Source organism: Bacillus cereus group sp. N12 (assembly GCF_016483575.1).
Taxonomy (GTDB): Bacteria; Bacillota; Bacilli; order Bacillales; family Bacillaceae_G; genus Bacillus_A; species Bacillus_A toyonensis.
On sequence record NZ_JAEHBO010000027.1, the window covers coordinates 24809 to 48578 of the forward strand.

Sequence of the window (23770 nt, forward strand, 5' to 3'; positions counted from 1 at the left end):
TAAAAGGGAGGTAGGCCCCTTGATAGATGTAAATAACTTTGAATATATGAAGATTGGACTTGCTTCACCTGACAAGATTCGTTCTTGGTCATACGGTGAAGTTAAGAAACCAGAAACAATTAACTATCGTACGTTAAAGCCTGAAAAAGATGGCTTGTTCTGTGAGCGTATTTTCGGACCACAAAAGGACTGGGAATGTCATTGCGGAAAATACAAACGTGTACGTTATAAAGGTGTAGTTTGTGATCGATGTGGCGTTGAAGTAACGCGTGCAAAAGTTCGTCGTGAACGTATGGGTCATATCGAATTAGCTGCTCCTGTATCTCATATTTGGTATTTCAAAGGTATCCCGAGCCGCATGGGACTTGTCTTAGACATGTCCCCTCGCGCGCTTGAAGAAGTAATTTATTTCGCTTCTTATGTTGTAACAGAAAGTGGAGATACACCACTTGATAAGAAGCAATTACTTTCTGAAAAAGAATACCGTGCATATCGTGATCGATATGGTAGCACATTCCAAGCTGCTATGGGTGCAGAAGCGATTAAAAAGCTACTACAAGATATCGATTTAGATAAAGAAGTAGACTTCTTAAAAGAAGAATTAAAAACAGCACAAGGACAACGCCGTACTCGTGCTATTAAACGTCTAGAAGTATTAGAAGCATTCCGTAACTCTGGAAATCACCCATCTTGGATGATCCTAGATGTTCTTCCAGTTATCCCACCAGAACTACGCCCAATGGTACAGTTGGATGGTGGACGTTTTGCTACTTCTGATTTAAACGACTTATACCGTCGTGTAATTAACCGTAACAACCGTTTAAAACGTCTATTGGACTTAGGTGCACCAAGCATCATCGTTCAAAACGAAAAACGTATGTTACAAGAAGCTGTAGACGCATTAATCGATAATGGTCGCCGTGGCCGTCCAGTTACTGGACCAGGTAACCGTCCATTAAAATCTCTATCTCACATGCTTAAAGGTAAACAAGGACGTTTCCGTCAAAACTTATTAGGTAAACGTGTTGACTACTCTGGTCGTTCAGTAATCGTTGTAGGACCGAACTTAAAGATGTACCAATGTGGATTACCGAAAGAAATGGCGCTTGAACTGTTCAAACCTTTCGTTATGAAAGAGTTAGTTGAAAAAGGTTTAGCACACAACATTAAGAGTGCTAAACGTAAAATCGAGCGTGTACAACCTGAAGTTTGGGACGTTTTAGAATCTGTGATTAAAGAACATCCAGTACTTCTAAACCGCGCACCAACACTTCACCGTCTTGGTATCCAGGCGTTTGAACCTACACTAGTAGAAGGTCGTGCAATCCGTCTTCACCCACTTGTATGTACTGCATACAACGCGGACTTTGACGGTGACCAAATGGCGGTTCACGTTCCGTTATCATCAGAAGCACAAGCAGAAGCTCGTATTCTTATGTTAGCGGCACAAAACATCTTGAATCCAAAAGACGGAAAACCAGTTGTTACTCCATCTCAGGATATGGTATTAGGTAACTACTACTTAACACTTGAGCGTGAAGGTGCAATCGGTGAAGGTATGGTCTTCAAAGATGCCAACGAAGCAATACTTGCATACCAAAATGGATATGTACATCTGCACACGCGTGTTGCAGTTGCTGCAAGTTCAGTAAATAATGTAACGTTTACTGAAGAGCAAAAAGGTAAGCTTCTATTAACAACAGTTGGTAAATTAATATTTAACGAAATCTTACCAGAGTCGTTCCCTTATATTAACGAACCAACAAACTCAAACCTTGAAAAAGAAACACCAGCGGAATATTTCGTTGAAAAAGGTGCGAACATTAAAGAAATTATTGCTAGTCGCGAAGAAGTGGCACCATTTAGCAAGAAGATTCTTGGTAACATCATTGCGGAAGTATTCAAGCGTTTCAAAATTACAGAGACGTCTCGCATGCTTGACCGTATGAAGAACTTAGGATTTAAATACTCTACAAAAGCTGGTATTACAGTTGGGGTATCTGACATTCTTGTATTAGGTGAAAAAGATGAAATTCTCCACGAAGCACAAGCAAAAGTAGATAATGTAATTAAACAATTCCGTCGCGGTTTAATCACGGAAGAAGAACGTTACGATCGTGTTATCTCTATTTGGAGTAATGCAAAAGACGTTATCCAAGGAAAACTGATGAAGTCCTTGAATAAACGCAATCCAATCTTCATGATGAGTGATTCCGGTGCCCGTGGTAACGCATCTAACTTCACTCAGCTTGCTGGTATGCGTGGTCTGATGGCCAATCCATCTGGTCGTATCATTGAACTTCCGATCAAATCAAGTTTCCGTGAAGGTTTAACAGTACTTGAGTACTTCATCTCTACGCATGGTGCTCGTAAAGGTCTTGCCGATACAGCACTTAAGACTGCCGATTCTGGTTACTTAACACGTCGTCTTGTAGACGTTGCACAAGATGTAATTGTTCGTGAAGATGATTGTGGAACAGATCGCGGTTTATTAATCGGTGCGATTAAAGAGGGTAATGAAGTAATTGAGTCATTATATGATCGTCTTGTTGGACGTTTTGCAAGAAAAACTGTAAAACATCCTGAAACAGGTGAAGTATTAGTTGCTGAAAATCAATTAATTACTGAAGATATCGCTCATATCGTTGAAAATTCGGGTGTTGAAACTGTAAACATTCGTTCAGCGTTTACGTGTAACACTCGCCATGGTGTATGTAAGAAGTGTTACGGTCGTAACTTAGCAACTGGTACAGACGTAGAAGTAGGAGAAGCGGTAGGTATTATCGCGGCTCAATCTATCGGTGAGCCAGGTACACAGTTAACGATGCGTACGTTCCATACAGGTGGGGTTGCCGGTGATGATATCACACAAGGTTTACCTCGTATCCAAGAGATCTTTGAAGCTCGTAATCCGAAAGGTCAGGCAGTTATCAGTGAAATCGACGGTGTTATCGCAGCGATCAACGATGTTAAAGATCGCCAAGAAGTAGTTGTACAGGGTGAGGTTGAAGCTCGTACGTATGCTATTCCTTACGGTGCTCGTCTGAAAGTAACGCCAGGACAGCCAATTAGCCACGGTAAAGAGTTAACAGAAGGTTCTATTGATCCGAAAGAATTACTAAAAGTAACGGACATTACGGCAGTTCAAGAATACTTATTACGTGAAGTTCAAAAAGTATACCGTATGCAAGGGGTAGAAATTGGTGACAAACACGTAGAGGTAATGGTACGTCAAATGCTACGTAAAGTTCGTGTAAGTGATGCAGGTGAAACAGATGTATTACCAGGAACATTACTAGATATCCATCAGTTTACTGATGCGAATGCGAAGGTGTTACTGCAAGGTAAACAACCAGCAACGGCTAGACCTGTTCTACTTGGTATTACAAAAGCTTCACTTGAAACTGATTCATTCTTATCTGCAGCATCATTCCAAGAAACAACTCGTGTCTTAACTGATGCAGCAATTAAAGGTAAACGTGATGAGCTTCTAGGACTGAAAGAGAACGTTATTATCGGTAAACTTGTTCCTGCTGGAACAGGTATGAATCGTTATCGCAAAGTTGATCTTGTAAAAACAACACAAGATGACATGAATGTAGAAAACGATGAGATTTATGTGGAACAGTAAAATTTTCCGTCGTAAATTTTGTATAAAAACATCTAATCCTAGTTGACATTGTATGAGTCAAAATGTTACTATAATCAAGGTTGCTCCTGAACGATGCTTTGGAGGATATTTATATGTCTTATCAAAAAGTATCAAATGCTGAAAATGTAGTCGTTGGTCATAAACGAACATTGGAAGCAATCAAAAATGGTATAGTTAAAGAAGTTGTTATTGCAGAAGATGCTGATGTGCGGTTAACCCATATTATCATTCGCACTGCTTTGCAACATAACATACCCATAACCAAAGTTGAATCAGTTCGTAAGCTTGGAAAAGTTTCGGGGATTCAAGTGGGAGCTTCAGCAATAGGAATAATAAGTTAAAACTGTTTTTGTGAGGAGAGAGCATTTGCTCTTCCTTGCAAAAACTTTGTTTTCAACTAATAATGAACCACCTGGATATGTGGTCATACAAACATGCGAAGGGAGGATAATCAAATGCCTACTATTAACCAATTAGTGAGAAATGGTCGTACTGATAAAGTATGGAAATCTAAATCACCTGCGTTAAACAAAGGTTTTAACTCTTTAAAGAAAAAATCAACTGATATCTCTGCACCTCAAAAACGTGGTGTATGTACTCGTGTTGGTACAATGACTCCAAAGAAACCTAACTCAGCGCTACGTAAATACGCTCGTGTACGTTTAACAAACGGTATTGAAGTTACAGCTTACATCCCAGGTATCGGTCATAACCTACAAGAGCATAGCGTAGTATTAATTCGCGGTGGTCGAGTAAAGGATTTACCAGGGGTACGTTACCACATCGTTCGTGGAGCGCTTGATACAGCTGGTGTTGACAAACGTATGCAAGGACGTTCTAAATATGGTACTAAGCGACCAAAACCTGCTAAAAAATAATAAACTTATAATGAAAGGAGGAACTCAATATGCCTCGTAAAGGACCTGTTGCGAAACGTGACGTGTTACCTGATCCAATGTACAATTCTAAACTTGTAACACGCCTAATCAACAAAATGATGGTTGACGGTAAAAAAGGTAAATCTCAAACAATTCTTTATAACGCTTTCGATATCGTTCGTGAACGTTCAGATAAAGAACCAATGGAAGTATTCGAGCAAGCTCTTAAGAACATCATGCCTGTTCTTGAAGTACGCGCTCGTCGTGTTGGTGGTGCTAACTACCAAGTTCCAGTTGAGGTTCGTCCAGAACGCCGTACAACTTTAGGTCTTCGCTGGTTAGTAAACTATGCTCGTCTTCGTGGTGAAAAAACTATGGAAGAGCGTCTAGCTTACGAAATCTTAGATGCAGCTAACAACGCTGGTGCATCTGTTAAGAAACGTGAAGACACTCATAAAATGGCAGAAGCTAACAAAGCATTTGCTCATTACCGTTGGTAGGATTCAACGTAAAATAAATGTAAGCATAAACCGCTTTATTTGTCGCTTATGGAAGTGTGGAGAGGGAGAATGCCTCTCCCTTTCGTTGGGCGCTCGTTTTACATAATGAGGGTACTGGACACTGGCATATGTAACAATATAAAGTGGCTTTTTTGCTACTTAAAATAAAAAAATCCAATCCATATATGGAAGGAGCAAGACACCAAATGACAAGAGAGTTCTCTTTAGAAAACACTCGTAATATTGGTATCATGGCTCACATCGATGCTGGTAAAACTACAGCAACTGAGCGTATTCTGTATTACACAGGACGTATTCATAAAATCGGTGAAACTCATGAAGGTGCATCTCAGATGGACTGGATGGAGCAAGAGCAAGAGCGTGGTATCACAATTACTTCTGCTGCAACTACAGCTCAATGGAAAGGTCACCGTGTAAACATCATTGACACTCCAGGACACGTAGACTTCACAGTAGAAGTAGAACGTTCTTTACGCGTACTTGATGGTGCGGTAGCAGTACTTGATGCACAATCTGGTGTTGAACCACAAACAGAAACTGTTTGGCGTCAGGCTACTACTTACGGTGTACCTCGTATCGTATTCGTTAACAAAATGGATAAGATCGGTGCAGATTTCTTATACTCTGTAGGAACAATCCACGATCGTTTACAAGCAAACGCACATCCAATTCAGTTACCAATCGGTGCTGAAGATGAGTTCAACGGTATCATTGACCTTGTTGAAGAGTGTGCTTACATGTACGGTAACGATTTAGGAACAGACATCGAGCGTGTCGAAATTCCTGAAGAGCACAAAGAACTAGCTGAAGAATACCGTGGAAAGCTTATTGAAGCGGTAGCTGAGCTTGATGAAGAAATGATGATGAAGTACCTAGAAGGTGAAGAAATCACTGTAGAAGAGCTTAAAGCTGGTATCCGTAAGGCTACAACTTCTGTAGAATTCTTCCCAGTAATCTGTGGTTCTGCATTCAAAAACAAAGGTGTTCAAATTCTGTTAGACGCAGTTATCGACTACCTACCATCTCCATTAGATGTACCTGCTATTAAAGGTACTCTTCCGGATACAGAGGAAGAAGTAGAACGTAAGTCTAGCGATGAAGAACCATTTGCAGCTTTAGCATTCAAAATCATGACTGACCCTTATGTTGGTAAGTTAACGTTCTTCCGTGTGTACTCTGGTGTGTTAAACTCTGGATCATACGTGAAAAACTCAACTAAAGGTAAGCGTGAGCGTGTAGGTCGTATCCTACAAATGCACGCTAACAGCCGTGAAGAGATTTCAACAGTTTACGCTGGTGACATCGCTGCTGCTGTAGGTTTAAAAGATACTACTACTGGTGATACTCTTTGTGACGAGAAGAGCCTTGTTATCCTTGAGTCTATGGAATTCCCAGAGCCAGTTATCTCTGTAGCTATCGAACCAAAATCTAAAGCTGACCAAGATAAAATGGGTACAGCATTATCTAAGCTTTCTGAAGAAGATCCAACATTCCGTGCTCACACTGACCAAGAAACTGGCCAAACAATCATCGCTGGTATGGGTGAACTTCACCTTGATATCATCGTTGACCGTATGCGCCGTGAATTCAAAGTTGAAGCAAACGTTGGTGCTCCTCAGGTAGCATACCGTGAAACTTTCCGCGCTGCTGCGAAAGTTGAAGGTAAGTTCGCTCGTCAATCTGGTGGACGTGGACAATTCGGTCACGTTTGGATTGAGTTTGCACCTAACGAAGAAGGTAAAGGATTTGAATTCGAAAACAAAATCGTCGGCGGTGTAGTTCCACGTGAATACATCCCAGCTGTTGGAGCGGGTCTTGAAGACTCACTTAAAAATGGTGTACTAGCTGGTTACCCACTAGTTGACATTAAAGCAGCATTAGTTGACGGTTCTTACCATGATGTCGATTCATCTGAGATGGCGTTCAAAATCGCTGCATCTATGGCACTTAAAGCTGCGGTTTCTAAATGTAACCCAGTAATTCTTGAGCCAATGATGAAAGTTGAAGTTGTAATTCCTGAAGAATACATGGGAGACATCATGGGTGACGTAACATCTCGTCGTGGACGTGTAGAAGGTATGGAAGCTCGCGGTAACGCACAAGTTGTTCGCGCTATGGTTCCACTTTCTGAAATGTTCGGTTATGCGACAGCATTACGTTCAAACACTCAAGGACGCGGAACATTCTCAATGACATTTGATCATTATGAAGAAGTACCGAAGTCTGTTTCAGAAGAAATTATTAAAAAAAATAAAGGTGAATAATTGATTTTTATCGATTGTTCAAGTATAACTACTTATGTAAGCTTAGAAAGTGAGACTTCGGTTTCGCTTTCTAGTCTAAATATAAAATAACCTATATAAACTAAGGAGGAATTTAGAATGGCTAAAGCTAAATTCGAACGTTCTAAACCCCATGTTAACATCGGTACAATCGGCCACGTTGACCATGGTAAAACTACATTAACTGCTGCGATCACTACAGTTCTTGCAAAAGCTGGTGGTGCTGAAGCACGCGGATACGATCAAATCGACGCTGCTCCAGAAGAAAGAGAGCGCGGAATCACAATCTCAACTGCACACGTTGAGTACGAAACTGAAACTCGTCACTATGCACACGTTGACTGCCCAGGTCACGCTGACTATGTTAAAAACATGATCACTGGTGCTGCTCAAATGGACGGCGGTATCTTAGTAGTATCTGCTGCTGATGGCCCAATGCCTCAAACACGTGAGCACATCCTTCTTTCTCGTCAAGTAGGTGTACCTTACATCGTTGTATTCTTAAACAAATGCGACATGGTAGACGACGAAGAATTATTAGAATTAGTAGAAATGGAAGTTCGTGACCTATTATCTGAATACGGATTCCCAGGCGACGACATTCCTGTAATCAAAGGTTCTGCTCTTAAAGCTCTTCAAGGAGAAGCTGATTGGGAAGCAAAAATCATTGAATTAATGACTGAAGTTGATGCTTACATCCCAACTCCAGAACGTGAAACTGACAAACCATTCTTAATGCCTATCGAGGATGTATTCTCTATCACAGGTCGTGGTACAGTTGCAACTGGTCGTGTAGAGCGCGGAATCGTTAAAGTTGGTGACGTAGTAGAAATCATCGGTCTTGCTGAAGAGAATGCTTCTACAACTGTAACTGGTGTAGAAATGTTCCGTAAACTTCTTGACCAAGCTCAAGCTGGAGACAACATCGGTGCTCTTCTTCGTGGGGTTGCTCGTGAAGACATCCAACGTGGACAAGTTCTTGCTAAAACTGGCTCTGTAAAAGCACACGCTAAATTCAAAGCTGAAGTTTTCGTATTATCTAAAGAAGAAGGTGGACGTCACACTCCATTCTTCGCTAACTACCGTCCTCAGTTCTACTTCCGTACAACTGACGTAACTGGTATCATCCAATTACCAGAAGGTACTGAAATGGTAATGCCTGGTGACAACATCGAAATGACTATCGAACTTATCGCTCCAATCGCTATCGAAGAGGGAACTAAATTCTCTATTCGTGAAGGTGGACGTACAGTAGGTTACGGCGTAGTTGCAACTATCGTTGAGTAATCTTAACTGATATAAAAACCCAAGGGATTCTCCCTTGGGTTTTTTGTTTGTGTTTATATAATGAGTAAGATTATATTTTTATGTTTTGACGAGTTTCTTCTATAGTAATATAAAACCAACAAAACAAAACCCAGAAACTGTAAAATGAATTCTGTTAGATGAAAACTTGAAATTCTTTAAAGTGCCATGTATAATAGCAAAAGTAGAGAAAAGCAGATGCAAACAAAAAGATGCTTGCATCTAGACGAATAACATTGTATAATAGACAATGTTGGTCTTTGACTGCGATGAAGTGGAAGGTTGCTGACACACCCGGCCGCTTTGCCATGGCATGGTGTGGGGAAATTTCCATGGAGAAGGTCTATTTTAGAAATAGGCGAACGAAGGAGGGAAAATAATGGCAAAAGAAAAAATTCGTATCCGTTTAAAAGCTTATGATCACCGTATTCTTGATCAATCAGCTGAGAAAATTGTAGAAACAGCTAAGCGTTCTGGGGCAACAGTTTCTGGTCCGATCCCATTACCAACTGAGAAGACTATTTACACAATTCTTCGTGCTGTTCATAAGTACAAAGATTCTCGTGAGCAATTCGAAATGCGCACACACAAACGTTTAATCGATATCGTGAGTCCTACTCCACAAACAGTAGATTCATTAATGCGTTTAGACTTACCGTCTGGTGTAGATATCGAAATCAAACTATAAATTATATAACTTAAAAATGTAGGAGGTGTAACTCATGACCAAAGGAATCTTAGGAAGAAAGATCGGTATGACTCAAGTATTTGCTGAGAACGGTGAGTTAATCCCAGTAACAGTTATCGCTGCTAATCCAAACGTTGTTCTTCAAAAGAAAACAACTGAAACTGATGGCTACAATGCAATCCAGTTAGGATTTGAAGATAAACGTGAAAAGTTAACTAACAAACCTGAACAAGGCCACACTGCTAAAGCATCTACAACTCCTAAGCGCTTCATTCGCGAAATCCGCGATGCAGACGTGGACGGATTAGAGGTTGGTCAAGAGGTAAAAGTTGAAGTTTTCGCTGCAGGTGAAATCGTTGACGTAACAGGAATTTCTAAAGGTAAAGGTTTCCAAGGTGTTATCAAACGCCACGGACAATCTCGCGGACCTATGTCTCATGGTTCTCGCTATCACCGTCGTCCAGGTTCAATGGGCCCAGTTGCTCCGAACCGTGTATTCAAAGGCAAAAAACTTGCTGGACGTATGGGTGGAGACCAAGTTACTATCCAAAACTTAGAAATCGTTCAAGTTGACACTGAGCGCAACTTATTACTAGTAAAAGGTAACGTTCCAGGTGCTAAGAAATCTCTTGTAGTTGTTCAAGGCGCTGTGAAGGTTAGCAAATAATTCACAATAGGAAGGAGGAATTCCAATGCCAAAAGTTACTGTATATAACCAAACTGGTTCACAGGTTGGTGAAATCGAATTAGCTGAAGCTATTTTCGGTATCGAACCAAATGAAGCTGTACTTTTCGAAGCTGTAATGATGCAACGTGCATCTTTACGTCAAGGTACACACAAAGTAAAAACTCGTTCTGAAGTTCGCGGTGGTGGTCGTAAACCATGGCGTCAAAAAGGAACTGGACGTGCTCGTCAAGGGTCTATCCGCTCTCCTCAATGGCGTGGTGGTGGTACGGTATTCGGACCTACACCAAGAAGCTATGCGTACAAACTTCCTAAGAAAGTTCGTCGTTTAGCAATCAAATCTGCATTAGCTACTAAAGTAGTTGAGAACAACATTGTAGTTCTTGAAGACCTAGTGTTAAATGCACCAAAAACAAAAGATATGCTAGCAGTACTTAAAGGATTAACTGTTGAGAAGAAAGCTCTTATCGTAACTGCTGATGCAAACGAATCTGTAGAGTTATCTGCTCGCAATATCCCTGGAGTAACAGTAATCACTGCTGATGGCGTAAACGTTTTAGACGTGCTTCATCATGATAAGCTAATCATGACAAAAGCGGCAGTGGAAAAAGTAGAGGAGGTGCTTGCATAATGAGAGATCCTCGTGATATCATTAAGCGCCCAGTTATCACTGAACGTTCTATGGAAATGATGGCTGAAAAAAAATACACGTTCGATGTGGACGTTAAATCTAATAAAACAGAAGTTAAAGATGCTCTTGAAGCGATCTTTGGTGTTAAAGTAGAAAAAGTGAACATCATGAACTACAAGCCGAAAGCAAAACGCGTTGGTCGTCACGCTGGTTTTACTAGCCGTCGTCGTAAAGCAATCGTTAAGCTAACTGCTGACAGCAAAGAAATCGAAATCTTCCAAGGCGTTTAATTCTTACTAAAGAAGGAGGGAAATTGAGATGGGAATTAAAAAGTATAATCCAACTACTAACGGTCGTCGTAATATGACTACGAATGATTTCGCTGAAATCACGACTGACAGACCCGAAAAGTCATTACTTGCTCCTTTAAGCAAGAAGGCGGGTCGTAATAACCAAGGTAAAATTACTGTACGTCATCAAGGTGGCGGACATAAGCGTCAATACCGTATCATCGACTTTAAGCGTAACAAAGATGGAATTCCAGGACGCGTTGCTACGATCGAATACGATCCAAACCGCTCTGCGAATATCGCATTAATTAACTACGTTGACGGTGAAAAACGTTACATTCTTGCTCCTAAATCTTTAGAAGTAGGTATGGAAGTTATGTCTGGCCCAGAAGCTGACATTAAAATCGGTAACGCATTACCATTAATCAACATTCCAGTAGGTACTGTTGTTCATAACATCGAGCTTAAGCCTGGTCGTGGCGGACAATTAGTTCGTTCTGCTGGTACATCTGCTCAAGTACTTGGTAAAGAAGGTAAATACGTACTTGTACGTTTAACTTCTGGTGAAGTACGTCTTGTATTATCTGCTTGTCGCGCTTCAATCGGTCAAGTTGGTAACGAACAACACGAACTTATCAAAATCGGTAAAGCAGGTCGCTCTCGCTGGTTAGGTAAACGCCCAACAGTTCGTGGTTCTGTAATGAACCCGGTTGATCACCCACACGGTGGTGGTGAAGGACGTTCTCCAATCGGACGTAAGTCTCCAATGTCTCCATGGGGTAAACCAACTCTTGGATTCAAGACTCGTAAGAAAAATAAAGCGTCTGATAAATTTATCGTTCGTCGTCGTAAAAAATAATGGGATTGTAGTACGGTTCATTTCTAGAACCGTACGCCAATCACGAAGGGAGGCACCAAAATGGCTCGTAGCTTAAAAAAAGGACCATTTGTCGATGATCACTTAATGAGCAAAATGGAAAAATTAGTTGCATCTGAGCAAAAACAAGTTGTTAAAACTTGGTCTCGCCGTTCAACAATCTTCCCTCAGTTCATCGGACACACAATCGCTGTATATGATGGTCGTAAACACGTACCTGTGTACATCACTGAGGATATGGTTGGCCATAAGTTAGGTGAATTCGCACCAACTCGTACGTATAAAGGTCACCTTGCTGACGATAAGAAAACTAGAAGATAATGAGAGGAGGCACTTCAATGCAAGCTAAAGCAGTAGCGAGAACAGTTCGTATTGCTCCTCGTAAAGTTCGTTTAGTAGTAGACTTAATCCGAGGTAAGCAAGTGGGTGAAGCGATTGCTATCCTTAACCACACACCAAAAACTGCTTCTCCAGTTGTAGAAAAAGTTTTAAAATCTGCAATCGCAAATGCAGAGCACAATTATGAGATGGATATTAACAACCTAGTTGTTGAAAAAGTTTTCGTTGACGAAGGTCCAACGTTGAAACGTTTCCGTCCACGTGCAATGGGTCGTGCAAGCCAAATTAACAAACGCACAAGCCACATCACAGTTGTGGTATCAGAAAAGAAGGAGGGATAATCGATGGGTCAAAAGGTTAATCCAATTGGTCTTCGTGTCGGTGTTATCCGTGACTGGGAATCTCGTTGGTTCGCTGAGAAAGATTACGCTACATTATTACATGAAGACATCAAAATCCGTGAGTACATTACTGTACGCTTAAAAGATTCTGCTGTTGCTAAAGTAGAAATCGAACGTGCAGCAAATCGTGTAAATGTTACAATTCACACTGCAAAACCTGGTATGGTAATTGGTAAAGGTGGTACTGAAGTTGAAGCACTTCGCAAAGCTCTTAACCAATTAACAGGCAAGCGTGTACACATCAACATTTTAGAAGTTAAGAGAGCTGATCTTAACGCTAAATTAGTAGGCGAAAACATCGCTCGTCAATTAGAAAACCGTGTATCATTCCGTCGTGCACAAAAGCAAGTTATTCAACGTGCTATGCGTGCAGGTGCTAAAGGTATTAAAACACAGGTTTCTGGTCGTCTTGGCGGAGCTGATATCGCTCGTGCAGAATCTTACAGTGAAGGAACTGTTCCACTTCATACACTTCGCGCTGATATTGACTATGCAGCAGTTGAAGCTGATACAACATACGGTAAATTAGGCGTAAAAGTATGGATCTACCGTGGAGAAGTCCTTCCTACAAAAAAGAAAGCTTCTGAGGAAGGAGGAAAATAATATGTTAATGCCAAAACGCGTAAAATATCGTAGAGAGCATCGTGGTAAAATGCGTGGTCGTGCAAAAGGTGGAACTGAAATTGCTTTCGGTGAATTCGGTTTACAAGCACAAGCTGCTTCATGGATTACAAACCGTCAAATCGAAGCTGCTCGTCGTGCAATGACTCGTTACATGAAACGTGGCGGTAAAGTATGGATTAAAATTTTCCCTTCTAAGCCTTACACTGCAAAACCTCTAGAAGTACGTATGGGTTCCGGTAAAGGGGCACCAGAAGGCTGGGTAGCAGTAGTAAAACCTGGGAAAATTATGTTCGAAATCGCGGGTGTATCTGAAGAGGTAGCACGCGAAGCATTACGTCTTGCAGCTCACAAGTTACCTGTGAAATGTAAATTCGTAAAACGTGAAGAAAATGGTGGTGAATCTAATGAAAACTAATGATATTCGTGAATTAACCACTGCCGAAATCGAAACAAAAGTTAAAGCTTTAAAGGAAGAGTTGTTTAATCTTCGCTTCCAACTTGCTACAGGACAATTAGAGAATCCAACTCGCATTCGTGAAGTGCGTAAAGCAATTGCTCGTATGAAAACTGTAGTTCGTGAAAGAGAGATCGGAATTAATCGATAAATTGAGGGGAGGTTTGCATAGTGAGCGAACGTAACCAACGCAAAGTTTATACTGGTCGTGTAGTGTCTGACAAAATGGACAAAACGATTACAGTTTTAGTTGAAACTTACAAAACTCATTCCTTGTACGGAAAACGTGTTAAGTATTCTAAGAAGTACAAAGCCCATGATGAGCAAAACCAAGCGAAACTTGGCGATATCGTTAAAATCATGGAAACTCGCCCGCTTTCTGCTACTAAGCGTTTCCGTTTAGTTGAAATCGTTGAAGAAGCGGTTATTATCTAAATAGACGAATCGGAATTTTTAGTCCGAAGGGAGGTTTCATAACATGATCCAACAAGAATCTCGTTTGAAAGTTGCTGACAACTCTGGTGCACGTGAACTTTTAACAATTAAAGTATTAGGCGGCTCTGGTCGTAAATATGCTAACATTGGTGATATTATCGTTGCTACGGTAAAACAAGCAACACCAGGTGGCGTTGTTAAAAAAGGTGACGTTGTTAAAGCAGTAGTAGTACGTACGAAGAGCGGAGCTCGTCGTCCGGACGGTTCTTACATCAAATTTGATGAAAACGCAGCGGTTATCATTAAAGACGATAAGAGCCCACGTGGTACTCGTATCTTCGGACCAGTAGCTCGTGAATTACGTGATAGCAACTTCATGAAGATCGTTTCTTTAGCTCCAGAAGTTCTATAATTTAAGGTATTGCCTTGCTAAGGAGGTGCAGAATTAAGATGCATGTAAAAAAAGGTGATAAAGTACAGGTAATCACTGGTAAAGACAAAGGAAAACAAGGCGTTATCCTTGTGGCTTTCCCAAAGCAAAACCGTGTTATCGTTGAGGGTGTCAATATCGTTAAGAAGCACTCTAAGCCATCTCAATTAAATCCACAAGGTGGAATTATTACTAAAGAAGCACCTATTCACGTTTCTAACGTTATGATTTTAGATCCGAAAACAGGTGAACCTACTCGTGTAGGCTTCAAAGTAGAAGATGGTAAAAAAGTTCGTATTGCAAAAAAATCTGGTGAATTATTAGATAAATAATTTTCTTAAGAAAGGAGGTCACTTCATTGAATCGCCTTAAAGAGAAGTTCCAAAAGGAAATTACTCCTGCTCTAGTGAGCAAGTTTAACTATAAATCTGTGATGGAAGTACCGAAAATCGAAAAGATCGTAATCAACACTGGTGTTGGTGACGCGGTATCTAACTCAAAAGCTTTAGACAATGCAGTAGAAGAATTAACACAAATCGCAGGTCAAAAACCTGTTGTAACTCGTGCTAAAAAATCAATCGCTGGTTTCCGTCTTCGTGAAGGTATGCCAATCGGTGCGAAAGTAACTTTACGCGGCGAGCAAATGTATGAGTTCTTCGACAAATTAGTGTCAGTTTCTTTACCACGTGTACGTGATTTCCGTGGTGTTTCTAAGAAATCATTCGATGGTCGTGGGAACTACACATTAGGTGTTAAAGAGCAACTTATCTTCCCTGAGATCGATTATGATAAAGTAAGCAAAGTCCGCGGTATGGACATCGTAATCGTTACTACAGCGAAAACTGATGAAGAAGCTCGTGAACTTTTAACACAATTCGGTATGCCATTCCAAAAATAATGGAAGCCAACGCTAAGTAGAGGAGGCGAAAACGTGGCTAAAAAATCTATGATAGCGAAACAAAAGCGTACTCCTAAGTTTAAAGTACAAGAGTATACACGTTGCGAACGCTGCGGTCGTCCGCATTCTGTATACCGCAAATTTAAACTTTGCCGTATTTGTTTCCGTGAACTTGCATATAAAGGTCAAATTCCTGGTGTTAAAAAAGCTAGTTGGTAAAACCCACAAATGGGAAGGAGGTAAAACACATGGTGATGACAGATCCAATTGCAGACATGCTTACTCGCATCCGTAATGCGAACATGGTACGTCATGAGAAATTAGAGGTTCCTGCTTCTAAAATCAAAAAAGAGATCGCTGAACTTTTAAAACGTGAAGGTTTCATTCGTGATGTAGAATACATCGAGGATAACAAACAAGGTATCCTTCGTATTTTCCTGAAATATGGTGCAAACAATGAACGTGTAATCACTGGATTAAAACGTATCAGTAAACCTGGCTTACGCGTTTACGCTAAAGCTGATGAAGTACCACGTGTACTTAACGGATTAGGTATCGCTCTTGTTTCTACATCTAAGGGAGTAATGACAGACAAAGATGCTCGTCAATTACAAACTGGTGGAGAAGTAGTAGCATACGTTTGGTAATATATATTTAAAACGAACGGAGGTGTGACCACATGTCTCGTATTGGTAAAAAGATTCTTGAAATCCCTGCAGGTGTTACTATTACAATTGCAGAAGACAATACTGTAACAGTAAAAGGCCCTAAAGGTGAATTAACTCGTAAATTCAATGCTGATATGTCTATCAAAATTGAAGAAAATACACTAACAGTTGAGCGTCCATCTGAACAGAAGGAACACCGTGCATTACACGGTACAACTCGTGCTTTAATCGGAAACATGGTTGAAGGTGTAACTACAGGTTTCGCACGCGGACTTGAATTAGTCGGTGTTGGTTACCGTGCTCAAAAACAAGGAGATAAACTTGTATTAAGCGTAGGTTATTCTCATCCAGTAGAAATGACTCCGGAAGCAGGTATCGAAGTTGAAGTACCTGCACCAACTAAAATCGTAATTAAAGGTATCGACAAGCAACGTGTTGGCGAATTTGCTGCTAACATCCGTGCTGTACGTGCTCCTGAGCCATATAAAGGTAAAGGTATTCGTTACGAAGGCGAAGTTGTTCGTCGTAAAGAAGGTAAAACTGCTAAGTAAACCCGTTAGGTGAGAGAAAGGAGTGACAAGAATGATCACTAAAGCTGATAAAAATGCGACTCGTAAGAAAAGACATGCACGTGTACGTGCTAAACTTACTGGTACTGCAGAACGTCCACGTTTAAACGTGTTCCGTTCTAACCAACATATTTACGCTCAAGTTATTGATGATGTGAATGGTGTAACGTTAGTAAGTGCATCTACTCTTGATAAAGACCTTGCTCTTAACGGTACTAGCAATACTGAAGCTGCTACGAAAGTTGGAGAATCAGTTGCTAAGCGTGCTGTAGAGAAAGGCGTTAAAGAAGTAGTATTCGATCGCGGTGGTTACTTATACCATGGCCGTGTTAAAGCTCTAGCTGAAGCTGCTCGTGAGGCTGGATTACAATTTTAATGGTCAAAGGAGGGAAAATTGATGCATCGCATTGACCCAAGTAAATTAGAACTTGAAGAACGTGTAGTTACGATAAATCGTGTCGCGAAAGTTGTTAAGGGTGGTCGTCGTTTCCGCTTTGCTGCACTAGTTGTAGTTGGCGATAAAAACGGTCATGTTGGATTCGGTACTGGTAAAGCACAAGAGGTACCAGACGCAATTCGCAAAGCTATCGAAGACGCTAAGAAAAACTTAATCGCTGTACCATTAGTTGGTACAACAATTCCACACACAATCAACGGTCATTTTGGAGCTGGTGAAGTATTCTTAAAACCTGCTGCTGAAGGTACTGGTGTTATTGCTGGTGGACCTGTTCGTGCGGTACTTGAATTAGCTGGTGTACAAGATATTCTTTCGAAATCTCTTGGTTCTAACACACCAATCAACATGATTCGCGCTACTGTGAACGGATTAAGCGAACTTAAGCGCGCTGAAGATGTTGCAAAATTACGCGGTAAATCTGTAGAAGAGCTACTAGGTTAAGGAGGGAAAACAAATGGCGAAAAAGTTAGAAATTACCCTCACTCGTAGTGTAATTGGTCGTCCACAAGATCAACGTGCGACGGTAGAAGCTTTAGGTCTTAAAAAGTTGAATTCAACTGTAGTTAAGGAAGAAACTCCTGCTATTCTTGGTATGATCAACAAAGTTTCTCACCTTATAACTGTAAAAGAAGCTTAAGGATAACTCATTAATATAAGGAGGTGCCTGGGAATGAAACTTCATGAATTAAAACCTGCAGAAGGTTCTCGTAAAGTACGTAACCGTGTCGGTCGTGGTATCGGTTCTGGTAACGGTAAAACTGCTGGTAAAGGTCATAAAGGACAAAACGCACGTTCTGGTGGCGGTGTTCGTCTTGGCTTCGAAGGTGGTCAAACTCCATTATTCCGTCGTTTACCAAAACGCGGCTTCACAAACATTAACCGTAAAGAGTTTACTATTGTAAACTTATCAACGTTAAATCGTTTTGAAGATGGTACAGAAGTAACACCTGAATTATTGCTGGAAACTGGCGTTATCAGCAAGTTAAACGACGGTGTTAAAATTCTTGCAAGCGGAGCAGTAGAGAAAAAATTAACTGTTAAAGCGCACAAGTTCTCTTCAAGTGCTAAAGAAGCAATTGAAGCAGCTGGCGGATCAGTTGAGGTGATCTAATGTTTCGTACAATCTCCAACTTTATGCGCGTTGCTGAGATAAGACGTAAAATATTATTCACTTTAGCGATGTTAATCGTATTCAGGATTGGCACGTTTATCCCAGTGCCATTTACAAATGGAGACGTACTGAAAGCACAAGATCAATTAAATGCCTTAGGTATCCTAAATACATTTGGCGGTGGCGCCTTGAAAAACTTCTCCATCTTCGCGATGGGAATCATGCCGTATATTACAGCATCCATCATCGTGCAATTATTGCAGATGGATGTTGTTCCTAAATTTTCGGAATGGTCGAAGCAAGGTGAAATGGGCCGTCGTAAACTAACGCAATTCACGCGTTACTTTACAATTGTTCTTGCGTTTATTCAGGGGTTTGGTATGTCAATCGGTTTTAACGGTATGGTAGGTGGGCAATTAATTTTGAATCCTGGTTGGAGCACTTATTTATACATTGCTACGGTACTGACTGCTGGTACTGCATTTTTAATGTGGTTAGGTGAACAGATTACAGCTAAAGGTGTAGGTAATGGTATTTCCATTCTTATCTTTGGTGGTATTGCCGCAGCGATCCCAAGTGTTATATCTCAAGTGTATCAACAACAGTTTCAAAATATCGGAGATCAATTGTTCATGAGTATCGTTAAAGTTGTATTGATCTTACTAGCTGTGCTAGCGGTTATTGTTGGTGTTATTTTCATTCAACAGGCTGTTAGAAAGATCCCAATTCAATATGCGAAGCGTGTAACAGGAGCGAATGGGAATCATGCTGGAGCACAAAACACTCATTTACCACTTAAGGTAAATAGTGCGGGTGTTATTCCAGTCATTTTTGCTGTTTCATTCTTAATTACACCTCCAACTATTGCACAGTTCTTCCCGAAACATGATGTATCGCAGTGGATTATTGCAAACTTTAACTATTCTCACCCAGTGGGAATGATCATATATGTTGCGCTCATTGTAGCCTTCACATATTTCTATGCATTTGTTCAGGTTAATCCAGAGCAAATGTCAGAGAATCTAAATAAGCAAGGTGGATATGTTCCAGGTATTCGTCCGGGTAAGAATACGGAACAATATTTAACAAAAATCTTGTATCGTTTGACCTTTGTAGGATCAATTTTCCTAGCAGCGATTGCAATCTTACCAGTTATCTTTACGAAATTGGGAAATCTTCCTCCATCTGCACAGATCGGTGGAACGAGTATGTTAATCGTTGTCGGCGTTGCTTTAGAAACAATGAAGCAGCTAGAAAGCCAACTGGTAAAACGCCATTACAAAGGGTTTATCAAGCAATGAGTAAGTGGGAAGGCTTGTCTTCCCTACATGCTCATGTACTGAGGGGGAACAAGGATGAACTTAATTTTAATGGGGCTTCCTGGTGCTGGTAAAGGTACACAAGCCGAACAGATTGTTGCCAAGTATAACATCCCTCACATCTCAACAGGAGATATGTTCCGTGCAGCTATGAAGGCTGAAACTGAAATGGGTTTACAAGCAAAATCTTTTATTGATAAAGGTGCTCTTGTTCCAGATGAAGTTACAATCGGAATCGTTCGTGAACGTTTAAGTCAAGAAGACTGTGTAAAAGGATTCTTATTAGATGGTTTCCCACGAACTGTTGCACAAGCATCAGCTCTTGAAGAGATTATGAAAGATCTTGGCAAAAAAATCGACTATGTTTTAAACATTAATGTGGATTCAGGGTTGTTATTAAAACGCCTTACAGGCCGTCGCATTTGTAAAGAGTGCGGTGCGACTTACCACTTAGAATTCAATCCACCAGCAAACGCTGATGTGTGCGATAAATGTGGTGGCGATTTATATCAACGCTCTGATGACAATGAAGAAACTGTAGCAAATCGTTTAGATGTAAATATTAAGCAAACAAAACCTTTGCTTGATTTCTATGAGGAGCTTGGTTACTTGCAAAGCATTAATGGTGAGCAAGACATCAATAAAGTATTTGCTGATATCGATGTTCTCATCGGAGGCTTAGCGTAATGATCATCTGCAAAACTCCTCGCGAGATAGAAATCATGCGAGAAGCTGGCAGGATCGTTGCTTTAACTCATCAAGAGTTGAAACAGCATATTACTCCAGGAATTACAACGAAAGAGCTCGATCAAATAGCGGAAAAGACGATTCAAAAATATGGTGCTACGCCATCTTTTAAAGGATACAACGGATTTCCGGGGAGCATATGTGCTTCTGTAAATGAAGAGCTTGTACACGGAATTCCAGGGAAGCGAAAGCTCGAAGAGGGCGATATCATCAGTATCGATATTGGTGCGAAATACAATGGGTACCATGGAGATTCTGCATGGACGTATCCAGTTGGAAACATTTCTGAATCTGTTCAAAAGCTACTTGATGTCACAGAAAAATCGTTGTATCTTGGTTTAGAACAAGTAAAACCAGGCGAAAGATTATCAAATATCTCACATGCGGTTCAAACCCATGCTGAAGAGAACGGATTCTCGATCGTTAGGGAGTATGTTGGTCACGGAATCGGGCAAGACTTACATGAGGACCCTCAAATCCCGCACTATGGTCCTCCAAATAGAGGCCCTAGATTAAAGCCGGGAATGGTCATCTGTGTTGAGCCGATGGTGAATCAAGGAAGACGATATGTAAAAACACTATCTGATGACTGGACAGTGGTAACGGTAGATGGTAAATGGTGTGCCCATTTTGAGCACACGATTGCTCTTACAGAAGCAGGATACGAAATCCTTACCACTTTATAAGTAGCTGGCTCTCCGGAATTTCAGAGCAGTGTAAAATGTTACTGATTTGAAGAAGGGAGAACTATTGAATGGCTAAAGATGATGTAATTGAAGTCGAAGGTACCGTTCTTGAAACGTTGCCAAATGCTATGTTCAAAGTAGAATTAGAGAATGGGCATGTCGTATTGGCTCACGTTTCTGGTAAAATCCGTATGAACTTCATTCGTATTTTACCAGGAGACAAAGTTACGGTAGAATTATCTCCGTACGATTTAAATCGTGGTCGTATTACGTACCGTTTTAAATAATATAGCACTCCGTAATCTTTAAGGAGGTTCGAGACATGAAAGTAAGACCGTCAGTTAAACCAATCTGCGAAAAATGTAAAGTTATTCGTAGACGTGGAAAAGTAATGGTTATTTGTGAAAACCCTAAACATAAACAAAAACAAGGTTAATCAGAAGGAGGTGCATTCAGAATGGCACGTATCGCAGGTGTAGATATTCCTCGAGACAAACGCGTTGTTATTTCTTTAACTTACGTATTCGGCATTGGTCGCACAACTGCTGAAAAAATTCTTACTGAAGCTGGTATTTCTTCAGAAACACGAGTTCGTGATTTAACGGAAGACGAACTAGGACGTATCCGTGATGTTATCGATAGCATTAAAGTTGAGGGAGACCTTCGTCGTGAAGTATCTCTTAACATTAAACGTCTAATGGAGATCGGTTCTTACCGTGGTCTTCGTCACCGTCGTGGTTTACCAGTTCGTGGTCAAAACTCTAAAAACAATGCTCGTACACGTAAAGGTCCACGTCGTACAGTAGCAAATAAAAAGAAATAATAAGTAAAGGAGGTTGAACTAACAATGGCACGTAAAACAAACACTCGTAAAAAACGTGTGAAAAAGAATATTGAAGCTGGTATAGCTCATATTCGTTCTACTTTCAACAACACAATCGTAACACTTACAGATACTCATGGTAACGCACTTTCTTGGTCTAGTGCTGGTGCACTTGGTTTCCGTGGATCTCGTAAGTCTACTCCATTCGCTGCGCAAATGGCTGCTGAAGCTGCTGCTAAAGTTGCAATGGAGCACGGTTTAAAAACTTTAGAGGTTACTGTTAAAGGTCCTGGTGCTGGTCGTGAAGCTGCAATTCGTGCTCTTCAAGCTGCAGGTCTAGAAGTAACAGCAATTAGAGATGTTACTCCAGTTCCTCATAATGGATGTCGTCCACCAAAACGTCGTCGTGTGTAATTTTTCTGTATAGAATTTTCCCTTTTGTCTATAATGGATATGATGCATTATCGAGAAATTTCGTACAGAAACATCGCTTGTTGTGCACAATCGGGAACTGCCTAAGGGGGACTTTCGGTTAATCAAAGGGGTATACCTTTGTTTAACCGGGGTTTCGACGTTTTGAAGGAGGGTTTAGTTAATGATTGAAATCGAAAAGCCGAAAATCGAAACGGTTGAACTTAACGAAGATGCTAAATATGGTAAATTCGTAATTGAACCGCTTGAGCGTGGATATGGTACTACTTTGGGTAACTCCTTACGTCGTATTCTTTTATCCTCACTCCCTGGTGCCGCTGTTACTGCTATCCAAATCGATGGCGTATTACATGAATTTTCAACAGTTGAGGGCGTAGTAGAAGACGTTACGACGATCATCTTAAACTTGAAAAAGTTAGCTCTTAAAATCTACTCTGAAGAAGAGAAGACGTTGGAAATTGATGTGCAGGGCGAAGGTATTGTCACAGCTGCTGATATTACTCACGATAGTGATGTAGAAATCTTAAATCCAGATTTACACATTGCAACGTTAGCAAAGGATGCGCATTTCCGCGTGCGTTTAACTGCAAAGCGTGGCCGTGGGTATACGCCAGCTGATGCAAATAAAAGCGAAGATCAACCAATAGGAGTAATTCCTATTGATTCTATTTATACTCCAGTATCACGTGTAACTTACCAAGTGGAAAAGACACGTGTCGGACAAGTGGCTAATTATGATAAGCTTACGCTTGATGTATGGACGGATGGAAGCATCGGGCCAAAAGAAGCTATCTCTTTAGGGGCCAAAATCTTAACTGAGCATTTAAATATCTTTGTTGGTTTAACTGATGAAGCACAAAATGCTGAGATTATGGTCGAGAAGGAAGAAGATCAAAAAGAGAAAGTTCTTGAGATGACTATCGAAGAACTAGATCTTTCTGTTCGTTCTTATAATTGCCTAAAACGTGCAGGAATTAATACTGTACAAGAGCTTGCGAACAAAACAGAAGAAGATATGATGAAAGTTCGTAACTTAGGACGTAAATCCTTAGAAGAAGTTAAACATAAACTTGAGGAATTAGGTTTAGGTTTACGTAAAGACGACTGAGGATTTAAACCCATCAACAAAGGAGGGAACTACGAATGGCATACAGAAAATTAGGCCGTACAAGTGCGCAACGTAAAGCTATGTTACGTGATTTAGCTACTGATTTAATTATCAACGAGCGCATCCAAACGACAGAAACTCGTGCAAAAGAACTTCGTTCTGTAGTGGAAAAAATGATCACTTTAGGTAAACGCGGAGATCTTCACGCTCGTCGTCAAGCAGCAGCTTTCATTCGCAATGAAGTTGCTAACGCTGAGACTGGTCAAGATGCACTTCAAAAATTATTCGCTGATGTAGCTCCACGCTATGCTGAGCGCCAAGGCGGATACACTCGTATTGCAAAAATTGGTCCACGTCGCGGAGACGCAGCACCAATGGTAATTATCGAGTTAGTATAATGATAATTAAAAGGGCAGGACAGTTCTTTTCAAGTAACTGGTCATGGCCCTTTTTTTTTAAA

The 23770-nt window shown here is 40.7% G+C and carries 36 protein-coding genes; all 36 read left to right on the plus strand.

The features are described 5' to 3' along the window. The first annotated feature begins 19 nt into the window (after positions 1-19). The 36 genes from rpoC to rplQ all read left to right on the plus strand — a co-directional run bounded on the left by rpoC (position 20) and on the right by rplQ (position 23708). Positions 20-3631, plus strand: coding sequence for a DNA-directed RNA polymerase subunit beta' (gene rpoC / locus JDS92_RS14505; RefSeq protein ID WP_000567945.1), 3612 nt, complete (start codon positions 20-22; stop codon positions 3629-3631). A gap of 113 nt (positions 3632-3744) precedes the next feature. Next, positions 3745-3993, plus strand: coding sequence for a 50S ribosomal protein L7ae-like protein (locus JDS92_RS14510; protein ID WP_000121831.1), 249 nt, complete (start codon positions 3745-3747; stop codon positions 3991-3993). A gap of 114 nt (positions 3994-4107) precedes the next feature. Beyond that, positions 4108-4530: a 30S ribosomal protein S12 gene (gene rpsL / locus JDS92_RS14515; protein ID WP_001142341.1), complete on the plus strand. Its 423-nt coding sequence runs from the start codon at positions 4108-4110 to the stop codon at positions 4528-4530. A 29-nt stretch (positions 4531-4559) separates the two neighbouring features. After that, positions 4560-5030: a 30S ribosomal protein S7 gene (rpsG, locus tag JDS92_RS14520; protein ID WP_001137492.1), complete on the plus strand. Its 471-nt coding sequence runs from the start codon at positions 4560-4562 to the stop codon at positions 5028-5030. A 206-nt stretch (positions 5031-5236) separates the two neighbouring features. After that, on the plus strand, positions 5237-7315 hold the full coding sequence (fusA, locus tag JDS92_RS14525) for an elongation factor G (protein ID WP_000196385.1): 2079 nt from the start codon (positions 5237-5239) through the stop codon (positions 7313-7315). Between the two features lie 117 nt (positions 7316-7432). Next, the gene (gene tuf, locus JDS92_RS14530; protein WP_001029617.1) at positions 7433-8620 is read left to right on the plus strand and encodes an elongation factor Tu; all 1188 of its coding nucleotides are present in this window, start codon (positions 7433-7435) and stop codon (positions 8618-8620) included. Positions 8621-9017: 397 nt separating this feature from the next. Next, positions 9018-9326 carry a 30S ribosomal protein S10 gene (gene rpsJ, locus JDS92_RS14535; RefSeq protein WP_001040595.1) on the plus strand — a complete coding sequence of 103 codons (309 nt, stop codon included), beginning with the start codon at positions 9018-9020 and terminating at the stop codon, positions 9324-9326. A gap of 34 nt (positions 9327-9360) precedes the next feature. Continuing rightward, positions 9361-9993, plus strand: a complete 633-nt coding sequence (gene rplC / locus JDS92_RS14540) for a 50S ribosomal protein L3 (RefSeq protein WP_000160209.1) — start codon at positions 9361-9363, stop codon at positions 9991-9993. Positions 9994-10018: 25 nt separating this feature from the next. Continuing rightward, the gene (gene rplD / locus JDS92_RS14545; RefSeq protein WP_001127258.1) at positions 10019-10642 is read left to right on the plus strand and encodes a 50S ribosomal protein L4; all 624 of its coding nucleotides are present in this window, start codon (positions 10019-10021) and stop codon (positions 10640-10642) included. Continuing rightward, positions 10642-10932 carry a 50S ribosomal protein L23 gene (gene rplW, locus JDS92_RS14550; RefSeq protein ID WP_001205558.1) on the plus strand — a complete coding sequence of 97 codons (291 nt, stop codon included), beginning with the start codon at positions 10642-10644 and terminating at the stop codon, positions 10930-10932. The genes rplD and rplW overlap by 1 nt, the downstream gene beginning before the upstream one ends. Before the next feature lie 28 nt (positions 10933-10960). After that, positions 10961-11791 carry a 50S ribosomal protein L2 gene (gene rplB / locus JDS92_RS14555; RefSeq protein ID WP_000511583.1) on the plus strand — a complete coding sequence of 277 codons (831 nt, stop codon included), beginning with the start codon at positions 10961-10963 and terminating at the stop codon, positions 11789-11791. A 60-nt stretch (positions 11792-11851) separates the two neighbouring features. Beyond that, entirely contained in the window at positions 11852-12130 is a 279-nt protein-coding gene (gene rpsS, locus JDS92_RS14560) for a 30S ribosomal protein S19 (RefSeq protein WP_000124454.1), read from the plus strand. 17 nt (positions 12131-12147) lie between these two features. Beyond that, positions 12148-12489: a 50S ribosomal protein L22 gene (rplV, locus tag JDS92_RS14565; RefSeq protein WP_001148024.1), complete on the plus strand. Its 342-nt coding sequence runs from the start codon at positions 12148-12150 to the stop codon at positions 12487-12489. Positions 12490-12492: 3 nt separating this feature from the next. Then, positions 12493-13152 carry a 30S ribosomal protein S3 gene (gene rpsC, locus JDS92_RS14570; protein ID WP_000529958.1) on the plus strand — a complete coding sequence of 220 codons (660 nt, stop codon included), beginning with the start codon at positions 12493-12495 and terminating at the stop codon, positions 13150-13152. Position 13153: 1 nt separating this feature from the next. Further along, positions 13154-13588, plus strand: a complete 435-nt coding sequence (rplP, locus tag JDS92_RS14575; RefSeq protein WP_000928969.1) for a 50S ribosomal protein L16 — start codon at positions 13154-13156, stop codon at positions 13586-13588. Beyond that, the gene (rpmC, locus tag JDS92_RS14580) at positions 13578-13778 is read left to right on the plus strand and encodes a 50S ribosomal protein L29 (RefSeq protein WP_000855718.1); all 201 of its coding nucleotides are present in this window, start codon (positions 13578-13580) and stop codon (positions 13776-13778) included. The genes rplP and rpmC overlap by 11 nt, the downstream gene beginning before the upstream one ends. 20 nt (positions 13779-13798) lie before the next feature. Continuing rightward, complete coding sequence (gene rpsQ, locus JDS92_RS14585; RefSeq protein ID WP_000004106.1) at positions 13799-14062, plus strand: 30S ribosomal protein S17; 264 nt, start codon at positions 13799-13801, stop codon at positions 14060-14062. Between the two features lie 43 nt (positions 14063-14105). After that, positions 14106-14474 carry a 50S ribosomal protein L14 gene (gene rplN, locus JDS92_RS14590; protein ID WP_000615912.1) on the plus strand — a complete coding sequence of 123 codons (369 nt, stop codon included), beginning with the start codon at positions 14106-14108 and terminating at the stop codon, positions 14472-14474. A 38-nt stretch (positions 14475-14512) separates the two neighbouring features. Continuing rightward, on the plus strand, positions 14513-14824 hold the full coding sequence (gene rplX, locus JDS92_RS14595; protein WP_000558200.1) for a 50S ribosomal protein L24: 312 nt from the start codon (positions 14513-14515) through the stop codon (positions 14822-14824). A gap of 26 nt (positions 14825-14850) precedes the next feature. After that, the gene (gene rplE, locus JDS92_RS14600; protein ID WP_001080829.1) at positions 14851-15390 is read left to right on the plus strand and encodes a 50S ribosomal protein L5; all 540 of its coding nucleotides are present in this window, start codon (positions 14851-14853) and stop codon (positions 15388-15390) included. 33 nt (positions 15391-15423) lie between these two features. After that, positions 15424-15609 carry a 30S ribosomal protein S14 gene (gene rpsN, locus JDS92_RS14605; RefSeq protein ID WP_001085700.1) on the plus strand — a complete coding sequence of 62 codons (186 nt, stop codon included), beginning with the start codon at positions 15424-15426 and terminating at the stop codon, positions 15607-15609. A gap of 29 nt (positions 15610-15638) precedes the next feature. Beyond that, entirely contained in the window at positions 15639-16037 is a 399-nt protein-coding gene (rpsH, locus tag JDS92_RS14610) for a 30S ribosomal protein S8 (protein WP_000245511.1), read from the plus strand. Between the two features lie 32 nt (positions 16038-16069). Then, positions 16070-16609, plus strand: a complete 540-nt coding sequence (gene rplF / locus JDS92_RS14615) for a 50S ribosomal protein L6 (RefSeq protein ID WP_000086552.1) — start codon at positions 16070-16072, stop codon at positions 16607-16609. Positions 16610-16640: 31 nt separating this feature from the next. Further along, complete coding sequence (gene rplR / locus JDS92_RS14620) at positions 16641-17003, plus strand: 50S ribosomal protein L18 (protein ID WP_000628818.1); 363 nt, start codon at positions 16641-16643, stop codon at positions 17001-17003. 21 nt (positions 17004-17024) lie between these two features. Continuing rightward, a complete protein-coding gene (gene rpsE, locus JDS92_RS14625; protein ID WP_000554646.1) occupies positions 17025-17525 on the plus strand; it encodes a 30S ribosomal protein S5 in 501 nt (166 codons plus the stop codon). A 13-nt stretch (positions 17526-17538) separates the two neighbouring features. Further along, entirely contained in the window at positions 17539-17721 is a 183-nt protein-coding gene (gene rpmD, locus JDS92_RS14630; RefSeq protein WP_001085231.1) for a 50S ribosomal protein L30, read from the plus strand. Between the two features lie 33 nt (positions 17722-17754). Then, positions 17755-18195 carry a 50S ribosomal protein L15 gene (gene rplO / locus JDS92_RS14635; protein WP_000766083.1) on the plus strand — a complete coding sequence of 147 codons (441 nt, stop codon included), beginning with the start codon at positions 17755-17757 and terminating at the stop codon, positions 18193-18195. Continuing rightward, a complete protein-coding gene (gene secY, locus JDS92_RS14640; protein WP_000490120.1) occupies positions 18195-19496 on the plus strand; it encodes a preprotein translocase subunit SecY in 1302 nt (433 codons plus the stop codon). Before rplO ends, secY begins: the two co-directional genes overlap by 1 nt. A gap of 54 nt (positions 19497-19550) precedes the next feature. Further along, a complete protein-coding gene (locus JDS92_RS14645; protein WP_001048990.1) occupies positions 19551-20201 on the plus strand; it encodes an adenylate kinase in 651 nt (216 codons plus the stop codon). Continuing rightward, on the plus strand, positions 20201-20947 hold the full coding sequence (gene map, locus JDS92_RS14650) for a type I methionyl aminopeptidase (protein ID WP_000582534.1): 747 nt from the start codon (positions 20201-20203) through the stop codon (positions 20945-20947). Before JDS92_RS14645 ends, map begins: the two co-directional genes overlap by 1 nt. Positions 20948-21015: 68 nt before the next feature. Beyond that, positions 21016-21234 carry a translation initiation factor IF-1 gene (gene infA / locus JDS92_RS14655; protein WP_001029884.1) on the plus strand — a complete coding sequence of 73 codons (219 nt, stop codon included), beginning with the start codon at positions 21016-21018 and terminating at the stop codon, positions 21232-21234. A 35-nt stretch (positions 21235-21269) separates the two neighbouring features. Then, entirely contained in the window at positions 21270-21383 is a 114-nt protein-coding gene (gene rpmJ, locus JDS92_RS14660) for a 50S ribosomal protein L36 (protein ID WP_000868344.1), read from the plus strand. A gap of 21 nt (positions 21384-21404) precedes the next feature. Continuing rightward, complete coding sequence (gene rpsM / locus JDS92_RS14665; protein ID WP_000090793.1) at positions 21405-21770, plus strand: 30S ribosomal protein S13; 366 nt, start codon at positions 21405-21407, stop codon at positions 21768-21770. 24 nt (positions 21771-21794) lie between these two features. Then, the gene (gene rpsK / locus JDS92_RS14670; RefSeq protein ID WP_000101797.1) at positions 21795-22184 is read left to right on the plus strand and encodes a 30S ribosomal protein S11; all 390 of its coding nucleotides are present in this window, start codon (positions 21795-21797) and stop codon (positions 22182-22184) included. Positions 22185-22365: 181 nt separating this feature from the next. Then, entirely contained in the window at positions 22366-23310 is a 945-nt protein-coding gene (locus tag JDS92_RS14675; protein ID WP_000569643.1) for a DNA-directed RNA polymerase subunit alpha, read from the plus strand. Positions 23311-23345: 35 nt separating this feature from the next. Next, positions 23346-23708: a 50S ribosomal protein L17 gene (rplQ, locus tag JDS92_RS14680; protein WP_000331490.1), complete on the plus strand. Its 363-nt coding sequence runs from the start codon at positions 23346-23348 to the stop codon at positions 23706-23708. Positions 23709-23770 lie beyond the last annotated feature (62 nt).

Coding starts and splice junctions, on each gene's coding strand:
- JDS92_RS14510 (WP_000121831.1), top strand. CDS start 3,745: ATGTCTTATCAAAAAGTATCAAATGCTGAAAATGTAGTCGTTGGTCAT.
- rpsL (WP_001142341.1), top strand. CDS start 4,108: ATGCCTACTATTAACCAATTAGTGAGAAATGGTCGTACTGATAAAGTA.
- rpsG (WP_001137492.1), top strand. CDS start 4,560: ATGCCTCGTAAAGGACCTGTTGCGAAACGTGACGTGTTACCTGATCCA.
- fusA (WP_000196385.1), top strand. CDS start 5,237: ATGACAAGAGAGTTCTCTTTAGAAAACACTCGTAATATTGGTATCATG.
- tuf (WP_001029617.1), top strand. CDS start 7,433: ATGGCTAAAGCTAAATTCGAACGTTCTAAACCCCATGTTAACATCGGT.
- rpsJ (WP_001040595.1), top strand. CDS start 9,018: ATGGCAAAAGAAAAAATTCGTATCCGTTTAAAAGCTTATGATCACCGT.
- rplC (WP_000160209.1), top strand. CDS start 9,361: ATGACCAAAGGAATCTTAGGAAGAAAGATCGGTATGACTCAAGTATTT.
- rplD (WP_001127258.1), top strand. CDS start 10,019: ATGCCAAAAGTTACTGTATATAACCAAACTGGTTCACAGGTTGGTGAA.
- rplW (WP_001205558.1), top strand. CDS start 10,642: ATGAGAGATCCTCGTGATATCATTAAGCGCCCAGTTATCACTGAACGT.
- rplB (WP_000511583.1), top strand. CDS start 10,961: ATGGGAATTAAAAAGTATAATCCAACTACTAACGGTCGTCGTAATATG.
- rpsS (WP_000124454.1), top strand. CDS start 11,852: ATGGCTCGTAGCTTAAAAAAAGGACCATTTGTCGATGATCACTTAATG.
- rplV (WP_001148024.1), top strand. CDS start 12,148: ATGCAAGCTAAAGCAGTAGCGAGAACAGTTCGTATTGCTCCTCGTAAA.
- rpsC (WP_000529958.1), top strand. CDS start 12,493: ATGGGTCAAAAGGTTAATCCAATTGGTCTTCGTGTCGGTGTTATCCGT.
- rplP (WP_000928969.1), top strand. CDS start 13,154: ATGTTAATGCCAAAACGCGTAAAATATCGTAGAGAGCATCGTGGTAAA.
- rpmC (WP_000855718.1), top strand. CDS start 13,578: ATGAAAACTAATGATATTCGTGAATTAACCACTGCCGAAATCGAAACA.
- rplN (WP_000615912.1), top strand. CDS start 14,106: ATGATCCAACAAGAATCTCGTTTGAAAGTTGCTGACAACTCTGGTGCA.
- rplX (WP_000558200.1), top strand. CDS start 14,513: ATGCATGTAAAAAAAGGTGATAAAGTACAGGTAATCACTGGTAAAGAC.
- rpsH (WP_000245511.1), top strand. CDS start 15,639: ATGGTGATGACAGATCCAATTGCAGACATGCTTACTCGCATCCGTAAT.
- rplF (WP_000086552.1), top strand. CDS start 16,070: ATGTCTCGTATTGGTAAAAAGATTCTTGAAATCCCTGCAGGTGTTACT.
- rplR (WP_000628818.1), top strand. CDS start 16,641: ATGATCACTAAAGCTGATAAAAATGCGACTCGTAAGAAAAGACATGCA.
- rpsE (WP_000554646.1), top strand. CDS start 17,025: ATGCATCGCATTGACCCAAGTAAATTAGAACTTGAAGAACGTGTAGTT.
- rpmD (WP_001085231.1), top strand. CDS start 17,539: ATGGCGAAAAAGTTAGAAATTACCCTCACTCGTAGTGTAATTGGTCGT.
- rplO (WP_000766083.1), top strand. CDS start 17,755: ATGAAACTTCATGAATTAAAACCTGCAGAAGGTTCTCGTAAAGTACGT.
- secY (WP_000490120.1), top strand. CDS start 18,195: ATGTTTCGTACAATCTCCAACTTTATGCGCGTTGCTGAGATAAGACGT.
- JDS92_RS14645 (WP_001048990.1), top strand. CDS start 19,551: ATGAACTTAATTTTAATGGGGCTTCCTGGTGCTGGTAAAGGTACACAA.
- map (WP_000582534.1), top strand. CDS start 20,201: ATGATCATCTGCAAAACTCCTCGCGAGATAGAAATCATGCGAGAAGCT.
- infA (WP_001029884.1), top strand. CDS start 21,016: ATGGCTAAAGATGATGTAATTGAAGTCGAAGGTACCGTTCTTGAAACG.
- rpmJ (WP_000868344.1), top strand. CDS start 21,270: ATGAAAGTAAGACCGTCAGTTAAACCAATCTGCGAAAAATGTAAAGTT.
- rpsM (WP_000090793.1), top strand. CDS start 21,405: ATGGCACGTATCGCAGGTGTAGATATTCCTCGAGACAAACGCGTTGTT.
- rpsK (WP_000101797.1), top strand. CDS start 21,795: ATGGCACGTAAAACAAACACTCGTAAAAAACGTGTGAAAAAGAATATT.
- JDS92_RS14675 (WP_000569643.1), top strand. CDS start 22,366: ATGATTGAAATCGAAAAGCCGAAAATCGAAACGGTTGAACTTAACGAA.
- rplQ (WP_000331490.1), top strand. CDS start 23,346: ATGGCATACAGAAAATTAGGCCGTACAAGTGCGCAACGTAAAGCTATG.